We start from the raw sequence: 11,826 nt of genomic DNA, 5'->3' as shown, positions 1-11,826 counted from the left end.
CGGGGTGTGCCGGGGGCTGGGGTTCGCTCGTCGCGCGGGATTCCTCGCCGGACGGACGCGGGGTGCGGTCCCGGATACTTTCCCACTCCGTAACCGGAAAGGTCTGTTGCCTGAGTGGCGTCTGAGCCAGAATCTACGCGCGTTGTGCGCCACTGGACCAAGGAGAACACATGCCGCTGAACCGCCGGACGTTCCTGGAGGGCTCCGTCGCCGTCGGGGCGGGAGCCGCCGTCACCGCGGGAGCCGTCGCGCCCGCGCAGGCCCATGGGCGTCCGCCCACGCCGGCGAAGCGGTACTCGTTCACCGTGATGGGTACGACGGACCTGCATGGGAACGTCTTCAACTGGGACTACTTCACGGACAAGGAGTTCGACGACAAGGCGCACAACGATGTGGGTCTGGCGAAGATCTCGACCCTGGTCGACCAGGTACGGGAGGCGAAGGGGCGGCACAACACGCTGCTGATCGACGCCGGCGACACGATTCAGGGCACGCAGCTCTCGTACTACTACGCCAAGGTCGATCCGATCACCGCTCGGCGTGGTCCGGTGCACCCGATGGCGCAGGCGATGAACGCGATCGGCTACGACGCCGCGGCGCTGGGCAACCACGAGTTCAACTACGGCATTCCGGTGCTGCGGAAGTTCGAGGAGCAGTGCGACTTCCCGCTGCTGGGTGCGAACGCGCTGGACGCCAAGACGCTGCGCCCGGCGTTTCCGCCGTACAGCATGCACCGGCTGCGTACGCCGCACGGCCGGGACGTGCGGGTGGCGGTGCTGGGTCTGACCAATCCCGGGATCGCGATCTGGGACAAGGCGAACGTGACCGGGAAGATGGTGTTCCCGGGTCTCGAGGAGCAGGCGGCGAAGTGGGTGCCGCGGCTGCGTTCGATGGGTGCGGATGTGGTGGTGGTGTCGGCGCACAGTGGGTCGAGTGGCACGTCGTCGTACGGTGATCAGCTGCCGCACATCGAGAACGCGGCGGGACTGGTCGCCGAGCAGGTGCCGGGGATCGACGCGATCCTGGTCGGGCACGCGCACACCGAGATCCCGGAGTACCGGGTGAGGAACAAGGAGACGGGGCGGGACGTGGTCCTGTCGGAGCCGCTCAAGTGGGGTCAGCGGCTGACGCTGTTCGACTTCGACCTGGTGTGGAGCCGGGGTCGCTGGACGGTGGAGAAGGTGGCGGCGCGGGTTCTGAACTCGAACACGGTGGCGGAGGACCCGAAGATCACCGGGTTGCTCGTCGACGAGCACGAGAAGGTCGTGGCGTACGTCAATCAGGTGATCGGTACGTCGACGGCCGCGATGGCGACGGCGGACGCGCCGTGGAAGGACGAGCCGATCATCGATCTGATCAATCACGTGCAGGCGGAGACGGTGAGGGGGGCGCTGGCTGGTGGGGCGTACGCGGCGCTGCCGGTGCTGTCGCAGGCGTCGTGCTTCTCGCGTACGGCGGCCATTCCGGCGGGTCAGGTCACGATCAGGGACGCGGCCGGGTTGTACCCGTTCGAGAACACGTTGGAGGCGCGGGTTCTGACGGGCGCGCAGCTGAAGGACTATCTGGAGTTCTCGGCGCGGTATTACGTCCAGACCGCGGCGGGGGTGCCGGTCGACACGGCGAAGCTGACGAACGCGGGCGGGATACCGGATTACAACTACGACGCGGTGTACGGGCTGACGTACGAGATCGACATCGCGAAGCCGGCCGGTTCGCGGATCGTGGGTCTGTCGTTCGAGGGTCGGCCGGTCGATCCGGCGGCGCGTTTCGTGTTGGCCGTGAACAACTACCGGGCGAGTGGTGGTGGCGCGTTTCCGCATGTCGCGGGGGCGGAGCAGGTGTGGGCGAACTCGGATGAGATCCGTAACACGATCATTCAGTGGGTGACGGCGAAGGGGACGATCGACCCGGGGCAGTTCGCCTCGGTGGGCTGGAAGCTGACCCGGGACGGTGTGCCGGTCTTCTAGCGCAGTGGTGTGAGGGGCGTCAGCTTCTGGCCTTGGGCCGGGATGCGTGGCGCCTCTTGCCGTTCCAGGCCGAAGCTGGTGAACGCGGTGCGGCGTGGGAGGGGATAGGGCTCGTCGCCGGTGAGGGTGTTGAGGATGGTGGCGCTGCGCCAGGCGGCGAGTCCGAGGTCGGGGGCGCCGACGCCGTGGGTGTGCTTTTCGGCGTTCTGTACGTAGACGGAGCCGGTGACGGACTTGTCCAGGACGAGCCGGAAGGCGTGGTCGATGTGGGCGCGGCCGGCCGAGTCGTGGCGGAGGTAGGGGTCGAGTCCGGCGAGCATGCGGTCGAGAGGGCGTTCGCGGTAACCGGTGGCGAGGACGACGGCGTCGGTGGTGAGGCGGGAGCGGGTGGCTTGCTGGGTGTGTTCGAGGTGGAGTTCGACCTTGGTGGTGGCGACCCGGCCGGCGGTGCGGACGCGGACGCCGGGGGTGAGGACGGCGTCCGGCCAGCCGCCGTGGAGGGTGCGGCGGTAGAGCTCGTCGTGGATGGCGGCGATGGTGTCGGCGTCGATGCCTTTGTGGAGTTGCCACTGCCGGGGGACGAGGTCGTTGCGGACGGGTTCGGGGAGGCTGTGGAAGTAGCGGGTGTAGTCGGGGGTGAAGTGTTCGAGGCCGAGTTTGCTGTATTCCATGGGCGCGAAGGCCTCGGTACGTGACAGCCAGTGGATCTTCTCGGCCCCGGTGGGGCGGGCGCGGAGGAGGTCGAGGAAGATCTCGGCGCCGGACTGGCCGGAGCCGATGACGGTGACGTGTTCGGCGGTGAGGAGCCGTTCACGGTGGTGGAGGTAGTCGGCGGAGTGGATGACGGGGACGCCGGGGGCGTCGGCGAGGGGTCTGAGGGGTTCGGGGACGTAGGGCTCGGTGCCGACGCCGAGGGCGATGTGGCGGGCGTAGGCGCGGCCCAGGGCTTCGGCTTCGCCGTCGGTGTCGAGCTGGGTGTAGTCGATTTCGAAGAGGGCGCGTTCGGGGTTCCAGCGGACGGCGTCGACGTGGTGGCCGAAGTGGAGTCCGGGGAGTTGGGTGGAGACCCAGCGGCAGTAGGCGTCGTATTCGGCGCGCTGGATGTGGAATCTCTCGGCGAAGTAGAAGGGGAAGAGCCGCTCCCTGGTGCGGAGGTAGTTGAGGAAGGTCCAGGGGCTGGCGGGGTCGGCGAGGGTGACGAGGTCGGCGAGGAAGGGGACTTGGAGGGTGGCGCCTTCGAGGAGGAGGCCGGGGTGCCAGTGGAAGGCGGGGTTCTGGTCGTAGAAGGCGGTGGAGAGCCGGCTGGGGATGCCGTGGGCGAGGGCGGCGAGGGAGAGGTTGAAGGGGCCGATGCCGATGCCCACCAGGTCGTGGGGGTGGTCGAGGTCGTGGTGTGGGGTGGTGCCGGTCATCGGTCGGTGCTGCCTTCCACGAGGGTGAGGAGTGCTTCGAGGTCGCGGGGGGTGGCGTGGGGGTTGAGGAGGGTGGCCTTGAGCCAGAGCCGGCCGTCGGCGCGGGCGCGGCCGAGGACGGCGCGGCCTTGGGTGAGCAGGGTTCGGCGGATGGTGGCGACGGTGGTGTCGGGGGCGTGCCGGGGGCGGAAGAGGACGGTGGTGAGGGTGGGGCGTTCGTGGAGTTCGAGGTCGGGGTTCTTCTCGATGAGGTCGGCGAGGTGGTGGGCGAGGGTGCAGCACTGGTCGACGAGGGTGCCGAGGCCGGTGCGGCCGAGGGCGCGGAGGACGACGGCGATCTTCAGGACGTCGGGGCGGCGGGTGGTGCGGGGGGAGCGTCCGAGGAGGTCGGGGAGGCCGGCTTCGGTGTCGTCGTCGGCGTTGAGGTAGTCGGCGGTGTGGGTGAGGGGGGTGAGGTCGGCGGTGTCGCGTACGGCGAGGATTCCGGCGGCGGCGGGGAGCCAGCCCAGTTTGTGCAGGTCGAGGGTGACGGAGTGGGCGCGGTCGAGGCCGGCGAGGAGGGGGCGGTGGGTGGGGCTGAAGAGGGCGGGGCCTCCGTAGGCGGCGTCGATGTGGAGGTCGGCGCCGTGGGTCTGGCAGAGGTCGGCGATCTCGGGGAGGGGGTCGATGCGGCCGGTGTCGGTGGTGCCGGCGGTGGCGGCGACGAGGAGGGGGCCGTGGAGGCCGGTCAGTGTCGTGTCCAGGGCGGCGGGGTCGAGGGTGCCGCGGGGGGTGGGGACGGTGAGGGGTTCGGGGAGGCCGAGGAGCCAGGCGGCGCGGCGGAAGGAGTGGTGGGCGGCGGCGCCGACGACGGTCCGGACGGGGTGGTGGCGGTGGCGTTCGCGGGCGAGGAGCAGGGCGAGTTGGTTGGATTCGGTGCCGCCGGTGGTGACGAGGGCGTCGGGGCGGGGGGCTCGCGGGTACACCTCGGTGGCGAGGGCGTGGGTGACCAGGTCTTCCAGGGCGGAGGCGGCGGGGGCCTGGTCCCAGGAGTCCATGGAGGGGTTGAGCGCGGAGGCGGCGAGGTCGGCGGCGGCGGCGAGCGCGAGGGGCGGGGTGTGGAGGTGGGCGGCGCAGTGGGGGTGGGCGGGGTCGGCGGCGCCTTCGGTGAGGGCGCGGGTGAGGGTGTGGAGGGCGTGGCGGGGGTCGGTGCCGGTGTCGGGGAGGGCGTCGCCGAGTGCGTGCCGGAGGCGGCGGGTGACTGCGTCGGGTCCGCCGGCGGGTAGGGGGCCGCCGCGGTGGGTGGCTCCCTCGCGCAGGGCGTCGAGGACGGTGTCGAGGAGCGGGCGCAGGGCGTCGGGGCCGGTCTCGCCTCCGGCCAGGGGCGGGATCGTCGGGGAGGGCGCGGCACGCATGGCACGAGCTTGCCGGGGGTTCCGGGGGTTTGTCCGATGAGCGTGGGCATGCAACCCGAACGAGGGACGGCGCGCCCGGGGCGGGCGCGCGCCGGGGGCCCGGTGGCGGGTCCGCTTCGGATGGTCCCGGGGGCCGGTGGGTGGGTGCCCCGCCTCCGGTGGTCCGGGGGCGGGGCGGGAGCGTCAGGCGCCGCGGACGCGGAGGGCTCGGGCGAGGTCGTCCAGTTGGTCGACGAGCTTGCGGCGGAGGGCGGGGATCGGGGTCTCGTCGGTGAGGTGGGCGTGGCCGAGGGCCAGGGAGTCGGCGTCGACCGCGTACGCGGGGAAGGCGTGGCGGCCGGCGGCCTCGGCGATCGCGGGGCCTCTGCGGGCGCCGAGGGCGGTGGCGGCGGGGTAGAACCGGGGGACGTACTCCCGTACCAGTTCGGCCTGTTCGGGCTGCCAGAAGCCTTGGGCGGTGGCGGAGAAGAGGTAGTTGGACAGGTCGTCCGTGTCGAAGAGACGTGACCAGGCCGCGGCCTTGGCCTGCGCGGTGGGCAGGGCGGCGCGACAACGGGCGGCGCCTTCCTGGCCGGTGGCGCTGGGGTCCCTGGCCAGCTCCCGGTCGATCGCGGCCTCGTCGACGGCGCCGAGGACGGCGAGGCGGGCGAGGATCCGCCAGCGCAGTTCGGGGTCGGTCTCCGGGCCGCCGGGGACGGTTCCCTCGGCGAGCCAGGCGGCGATGGTGTCGGGCTGGGTGGCGCTGCCGATGAAGGTGCGGACGGCGGTCAGGCGCAGTCCGGGGGCGGAGCCGTCCTCGGTCCGGCGGATGAGGTCGCGGGCCAGGGAGGTGATGAGGGCGAGGGCGGCGGGGCGCTGGTCGGCCGGTACGTACCGGTCGGCGATCTGGGTGCGGGCGAAGGTGAGGACGCCCTGCACGATGGCGAGGTCGGTCTCCTCGGGGAGGTGGGCGTGGGCCGTCTCCAGGTAGGCGGCGGGTTCGAGTTCGCCGTCGCGGACCATGTCGCGCAGGGTGTTCCAGACGACGGCGCGGGTGAGGGCGTCGGGGATGCCGGAGAGGGTGCGCAGGGCCGTCTCGAGCGAGGTCTCGTCGAGGCGGACCTTGGCGTAGGTGAGGTCGCCGTCGTTGAGGACGATCAGGGCGGGGCGGGGGCCGCGGAGTTCGACGGGTCCGGTGGGGGTGTCGGTGATGTCGAGGTCGAGGCGGTCGCGCAGGACGAGGCGGCGGCCGTCGATGAGGTCGCGGTCGTAGAGGCCGGCGGTGACCCGGTGCGGGCGGCTGCCGTCGCGGCGCACGGTGAGGGTGGTGCGGGCCGGTTCGACGTCCGGTCGCGGGGTGAGGGTGTCGACGCCCGTGGTCCGCAGCCACCGCTCGGCCCAGGCGTGCACGTCGCGGTCGGTGGCGGAGGCGAGGTTGTCGATGAAGTCGGCGAGGGTGGCGTTGCCGAACTTGTGCCGTTTGAAGTGGGCGTTGATCCCCGCGAGGAAGTCCTTCTCGCCCATCCAGGCGACGAGCTGGCGGAGGGCTGAGGCGCCCTTGGCGTAGGAGATGCCGTCGAAGTTGAGCAGTGCGGAGGCGGTGTCGGGGACGGCGGCGGGGTCGGGGGCGACGGGGTGGGTGGAGGGCCGCTGGTCGGCGTCGTAGCCCCAGGCCTTGCGTTCGATGGCGAAGTCGACCCAGGTGTCGGGGAAGCGGCGGGTGGCTTCGTTGACGGTCTGGTAGCCCATGTACTCGGCGAAGGACTCGTTGAGCCAGATGTCGTCCCACCAGCGCAGGGTGACGAGGTCGCCGAACCACATGTGGGCCATTTCGTGGGCGATGACCATGGCCCGGGTCTGCCGCTCGGTGACGGTGACGGCGGAGCGGTAGACGAACTCGTCGCGGAAGGTGACGAGCCCGGGGTTCTCCATGGCGCCGGCATTGAATTCGGGGACGAAGGCCTGGTCGTAGGAGTCGAAGGGGTACGGCTCCTCGAACATCTCGTGGAAGCGGTCGAAGCAGGCCTTGGTGACGTCGAGGATCTCGTCGGCGTCGGCGTCGAGGTGGGGGGCCAGCGAGCGGCGGCAGTGGATGGCGAAGGGCAGGCCGGCGTGTTCGGTGCGCACGGAGTGCCAGGGGCCCGCGGCGACGCAGACGAGGTAGGTGGAGATCGGTGGGGTGGGGGCGGCCTTCCAGGAGCCGTCGGGCCGGCGCTCGGTGATGCCGTTGGAGAGGACGGTCCAGCCTTCGGGGGCGCGGACGGACAGTTCGAAGACGGCTTTGAGGTCGGGCTGGTCGAAGGCGGCGAAGACGCGCTGGACGTCTTCCATGAAGAGCTGGGTGTAGGTGTAGGACTCGCCGTCGGTGGGGTCCGTGAAGCGGTGCATGCCCTCGCCGGTGCGGGAGTAGCGCATCTCGGCGGTGACGCGCAGCTCGTGCTCGCCGGCGGTGAGGCCGGGGAGCGGGAGCCGGTTGCCGGCCAGCGTGGCGGGGTCGAGGGCGACGCCGTCGAGCGTGGCGGAGTGCAGGGCCTCGGGCTTCAGCTCGACGAACGTGTCCCCGGTGGTGCGGGCGGTGAACCGGATCACGGCCGCGGAGGCGAAGGTCTCGTCTCCGGTGGTGAGGTCGAGCTCGACCGCGTAGTGCTGGACGTCGAGGAGCTGGGCACGGGTCTGCGCTTCGTCGCGCGTCAGTACGGACATGGGCCCATGCTGCCTGATGGCCGGGGCCGCGGGGAGGGGGGCCCGCGTTCTCCCTTCACGCCCGTGCGGTGCCGGTGAGGTGGGTGAAGGCGGCGGTGATGCGGGGGCGGTCGTAGCCGCCGGGGCCGGCGACGCCGCTGGAGAGGAGGGCGTGGAGCAGGAGGCGGGCCTTGGCGGGGTCGAGGGCGCCGGCCGGGATGAGGCCGCGGTGGAGGATGTCGTGTTCGGATCCGGGGCCGCGGTAGGTGTGGGTGAGGATGGCGCCGGCGCCGGTGCGGGAGGCGAGGACGACGGGGATGCGGGCCGCCAGGGTCTCCAGGGGCTCGATGAGCCAGGTCGGGACGTGTCCGGCTCCGAAGGCGGCCAGTACCAGGCCGTCGAAGCGGGTCTCCAGGCCGTCGAGGAGTTCGCCGCGGTCGCCGAGGGAGAGGGTGACGAGGGCGACCCGTACGGCGGGGTCGAGCCGCAGGGGGCAGAGCGCCGCGGGCCGGGAGGGCCGGAGGAGGATCCGCGGTTCGCCTTCGACGACCGAGCCGAGCGGGCCCGCGCCCGGTGAGGCGAAGGTCGCCACGGAGGTGGTGTGGGTCTTGCGGACGTGGCGGGCGGCGTGGATCTCGTCCGCGAACACCACGAGGACGCCGAGATCGCGGCAGGCCGGGTCGGCGGCGACGGCGATCGCCGCGGCGAGGTTGGCGGGGCCGTCGGCGCCGGGCAGGTCGGGCCGGCGCATGGCGCCGGTGACGACGACCGGTTCGCTCGTGGCGCACAGCAGGTCGAGGAGGAAGGCGGTCTCCTCCAGGGTGTCCGTGCCCTGGACCACGACGACGCCGGAGCCTTCGGCCACGGTCCGGCGGACTTCGTCGGCGAGCGCGGCGAGGTCCTCGAAGGAGAGGGAGGAGCTGGGGAGGCGCCGGAAGTCGCGCAGCCGCACGTCCGGGCCATCAGAGCCGGGTGCCGGCCCCGCGCCGGGCTCCGGGGCCGGCCCCGCGCCGGGTACGGCTTCCGCACCGGGTACGGCTTCCGCGCCTGACACCGGGCCCGCGCCCTGCTCCGAGCCCGGTCCCCCGCCCGGTCCGTGCCCCGGTCCCGTTCCCGTGCTCCGGCTCTTCGCCAGGCCCAGTCCCGCGAGGACCTCCGTGCCCGTCATCCGGGTGGCGTCACCGCCCCGGGCCGAGATGGTGCCCCCCAGCGTGAAGACCGTGACACGGCCCATCAGCGTGCTCCGTCCGCGATGGTCTCGTGGTGGCGGATGACCTCCGCGATGATGAAGTTCAGGAGCTTCTCGGCGAACGCCGGGTCGAGCTTCGCGCTCTCGGCCAGCTCGCGCAGCCGGGTGATCTGGCGGGCCTCGCGGGCCGGGTCGGCGGGCGGGAGCTGGTGCCGTGCCTTGAGGACGCCGACCTGCTGGGTGCACTTGAAGCGTTCGGCGAGCATGTGGACGACCGCCGCGTCGATGTTGTCGATGCTCTCGCGCAGCCGGTTCAGTTCCGCTCGGACGGTCTCGTCGATCTCGCTCATGAGCAGCGAGCTTAGACGGATCGGGAGCCGATCGTCGGTGGGTGGTCGGGATGCGGGACGCGGTTGCTCCAGCCTCCCGGCACGGTCCGTCCCTGCTGTTCGCGGAAGCGGATGGGGGCGGTGCCGACCCGGCGGGTGAACAGCCGGGAGAAGTAGGCCGGGTCGTCGTAGCCGACCCTGCGGGCGACCGCCGCGACGGGCAGTTCGGTGGCGGCGAGGAGTTCCTTGGCGCGGCCGAGGCGGAGGGAGAGGAGGTAGTCCTTGGGGCTGCATCCGGCGGCGCGCCGGACGGCGGTGCGCAGTTCGGTCGGGGTCATGCCGTGCCGGGCGGCGTGCTCGGCGACGGACAGGGGCTGGAAGGCGTCGCGGGCGAGGGCGGAGAGGACGGGGTCGCCGTCGGCGGTGGTGTCGGCGCGTGCCCTGCGCAGGGCGACGAGGAGCTCGTGGACGGCGGCGCCGGTCTCGACTTCGAGGAGGGGGTTGCCGCGGCGGGCGGCGCGGGCGATCCGGCCGACGGCGGCGCGGGCGCCGGCGGCGTCGGAGAGCGGGACGACGGGCCGGTCGGGTTCGATGTAGCCGAGTTCGGTGTAGGTGGCGGTGGCGGGTCCGCCGAAGTCGACGAAGCTCTCGTCCCAGCCGGTGACGGGGTCGGCGGAGTAGTGGTGGGGCACGCCGGGGGTGAGCCAGATCAGGGCGGGTGCGGTGATGGTGGTCCGGCGGCCGTCGGGGGCGCGGTACCAGCCGCTGCCTGCGCTGACGACGACGGCGACGTGGTGGTCGAGGGTGCGCGGGCCGACGGTCGGCAGGGCGCCGTGCTGGAGTCCGACGCCGAGGCAGACGAGGCCCAGGCGGTGGTGGACCGGGCTGGGTGTGAAGTAGCGCATCCAGGTGTGGTACATCCGCCGTCCCTGCCTCTCTTCCGTCCAAACAGCGACGATCTTTGTCCATGGACCGGTCCGCCGCCAGAGGGCGAGGGTGACGCCATGAGCACGTTCGCTGTGGGTGACGAGAATTTCCTCCTGGACGGGCGGCCGGTGCGGCTGCTCTCGGGGGCGCTGCACTACTTCCGGGTGCACGAGGAGCAGTGGGGGCACCGGCTGGGGATGCTCCGGGCGATGGGGCTCAACTGTGTGGAGACGTACGTCCCGTGGAACCTGTACGAGGCGGAGCCGGGGCGGTACGGGGACGTGGCGGCGCTCGGCCGTTTCCTGGACGCGGTGGGGCGGGCCGGGATGTGGGCGATCGTGCGGCCGGGGCCGTACATCTGCGCCGAGTGGGAGAACGGCGGGCTTCCGCACTGGCTGACGGGCCGGCTGGGGCGGCGGGTCCGGACGGACGACGCGGAGTACCTCGCCGAGGTGGAGGGGTGGTTCGGCCGGCTGCTGCCGCAGGTGGTGGAGCGGCAGGTCGACCGAGGTGGCCCGGTGGTCATGGTGCAGGTGGAGAACGAGTACGGGAGCTACGGCTGCGACCGGGGCTATCTGCGCCGTGTCGCGGGGCTGCTGCGGGGCCTCGGCGTGAGCGTGCCGCTGTTCACGTCGGACGGGCCGGAGGACCACATGCTCACGGGCGGTTCGGTGCCGGGGGTGCTGGCCACGGCGAACTTCGGTTCGGGGGCGCGGGAGGCGTTCGCCACCCTGCGGCGGCACCAGCCGTCGGGGCCGCTGATGTGCATGGAGTTCTGGTGCGGCTGGTTCGACCACTGGGGGACGGAGCGTGCCGTGCGGGACGCCGGGGACGCGGCGGTGGCGCTGCGGGAGATCCTGGAGTGCGGGGCGTCGGTCAATCTGTACATGGCGCACGGAGGGACGAACTTCGCCGGGTGGGCGGGGGCGAACCGGGCCGGCGCGCTGCACGAGGGGGAGCTGCTGCCGACGGTGACCTCGTACGACTACGACGCTCCGGTGGACGAGGCGGGGCTGCCGACGGAGAAGTTCTGGCGGTTCCGTGAGGTGCTCGCGGAGTTCGCGGAGGGGCCGTTGCCGGAGGTTCCGGCGGCTCCGCGCCGGATCGCGGGTGCGGTGGGGGCGGCTGCCGCGCAGTGGGCGCCGGCGGCGGAGGTCCTGGAGGCCCTGGGTGACGCGGAGGCGAGCGGTCCGCTGCCGCCGACGTTCGAGGAGCTGGGGGTGGACCGGGGTCTTGTCCGCTACCGCCTGGAGATTCCGGGGCCCCGGCAGCCGTACCCGCTGTCGGTGGCCGGGTTGCGCGACCGGGCGGTGGTGTACGTGGACGGGGTGCGGGCGGGGGTGCTGACGGCCGAGGACGCGGTGCTCGCGGAGCCGGTGGCGGGGCCCGCGATGGTGGAGCTGTGGGTGGAGTCGCTGGGCCGGGTGAACTACGGGCCGCGTCAGGCGGAGGCGAAGGGGATCACGGGCGGGGTGCGGCACGAGCGGCAGTACGTGCACGGGGTGCGCGCCCGCGGGCTGCGGCTGGACGCCTTCACGCCGGAGGCGGTACGGAAGGTGCCGTTCCGGCCGGTGGCCGGGGGCGGGACGGAGCCGGGCCTGTACCGGGCGGTGGTGGAGGTGGCCGGGCGTCCGGGTGACGCGGCGCTCTCGCTGCCGGGCTGGGGGCGCGGTTTCGTCTGGGTCAACGGTTTCTGTCTGGGGCGGTACTGGGAGGTGGGCCCGCAGGATTCGCTGTTCACGCCCGGGCCGGTGCTGCGGGAGGGCGCGAACGAGGTGTGGGTGCTGGAGCTGGAGGGCGGCGGGCCGGAGCCTCGGGTGGAGCTCGCGTAAGAGGGTCCCGCCGGCGGACCGGGCCCGGGTGGAGCCGGCGTAGGGGGGCCCGCCGACGGGCCCGTACGCCCGGCGCGGGTACAGCCCCCGGGCGTACGGGTGGTGCCGTCGGTGC

The 11,826-nt window shown here is 72.7% G+C and carries 8 protein-coding genes; 2 read left to right on the top strand and 6 right to left on the bottom strand.

The window, feature by feature from the left end; all coding sequences use genetic code 11:
* Nucleotides 1-170 precede the first annotated feature (170 nt).
* Nucleotides 171-1,967 (top strand): 5'-nucleotidase C-terminal domain-containing protein, encoded by a 1,797-nt coding sequence (locus tag AB0K65_RS09265; protein ID WP_365715152.1) that lies wholly within the window; start codon nucleotides 171-173, stop codon nucleotides 1,965-1,967.
* Here AB0K65_RS09265 and AB0K65_RS09260 read toward each other — a convergent pair.
* The 6 genes from AB0K65_RS09260 to AB0K65_RS09235 all read right to left on the bottom strand — a co-directional run bounded on the left by AB0K65_RS09260 (nucleotide 1,964) and on the right by AB0K65_RS09235 (nucleotide 9,872).
* The gene (locus AB0K65_RS09260) at nucleotides 1,964-3,379 is read right to left on the bottom strand and encodes a SidA/IucD/PvdA family monooxygenase (protein ID WP_365715151.1); all 1,416 of its coding nucleotides are present in this window, start codon (nucleotides 3,377-3,379) and stop codon (nucleotides 1,964-1,966) included. The genes AB0K65_RS09265 and AB0K65_RS09260 overlap by 4 nt on opposite strands.
* Nucleotides 3,376-4,773, bottom strand: a complete 1,398-nt coding sequence (locus tag AB0K65_RS09255; protein ID WP_365715150.1) for an aminotransferase class V-fold PLP-dependent enzyme — start codon at nucleotides 4,771-4,773, stop codon at nucleotides 3,376-3,378. Before AB0K65_RS09255 ends, AB0K65_RS09260 begins: the two co-directional genes overlap by 4 nt.
* A 183-nt stretch (nucleotides 4,774-4,956) precedes the next feature.
* Complete coding sequence (pepN, locus tag AB0K65_RS09250; RefSeq protein WP_365715149.1) at nucleotides 4,957-7,455, bottom strand: aminopeptidase N; 2,499 nt, start codon at nucleotides 7,453-7,455, stop codon at nucleotides 4,957-4,959.
* Between the two features lie 55 nt (nucleotides 7,456-7,510).
* Nucleotides 7,511-8,668, bottom strand: coding sequence for an asparaginase (locus tag AB0K65_RS09245; RefSeq protein ID WP_365715148.1), 1,158 nt, complete (start codon nucleotides 8,666-8,668; stop codon nucleotides 7,511-7,513).
* A complete protein-coding gene (locus AB0K65_RS09240) occupies nucleotides 8,668-8,973 on the bottom strand; it encodes a chorismate mutase (protein WP_365715147.1) in 306 nt (101 codons plus the stop codon). Before AB0K65_RS09240 ends, AB0K65_RS09245 begins: the two co-directional genes overlap by 1 nt.
* 11 nt (nucleotides 8,974-8,984) lie before the next feature.
* Entirely contained in the window at nucleotides 8,985-9,872 is an 888-nt protein-coding gene (locus AB0K65_RS09235; protein ID WP_365715146.1) for an AraC family transcriptional regulator, read from the bottom strand.
* An 84-nt stretch (nucleotides 9,873-9,956) separates the two neighbouring features.
* Between AB0K65_RS09235 and AB0K65_RS09230 the strand changes: the two genes are divergently transcribed.
* The gene (locus tag AB0K65_RS09230) at nucleotides 9,957-11,711 is read left to right on the top strand and encodes a beta-galactosidase family protein (protein WP_365715145.1); all 1,755 of its coding nucleotides are present in this window, start codon (nucleotides 9,957-9,959) and stop codon (nucleotides 11,709-11,711) included.
* Nucleotides 11,712-11,826 lie beyond the last annotated feature (115 nt).

Origin of the sequence: Streptomyces sp. NPDC053755 (assembly GCF_040677675.1) — a bacterium.
Lineage (GTDB): Bacteria > Actinomycetota > Actinomycetes > Streptomycetales > Streptomycetaceae > Streptomyces.
This window is presented reverse-complemented; position numbering and strand designations above follow the sequence as displayed.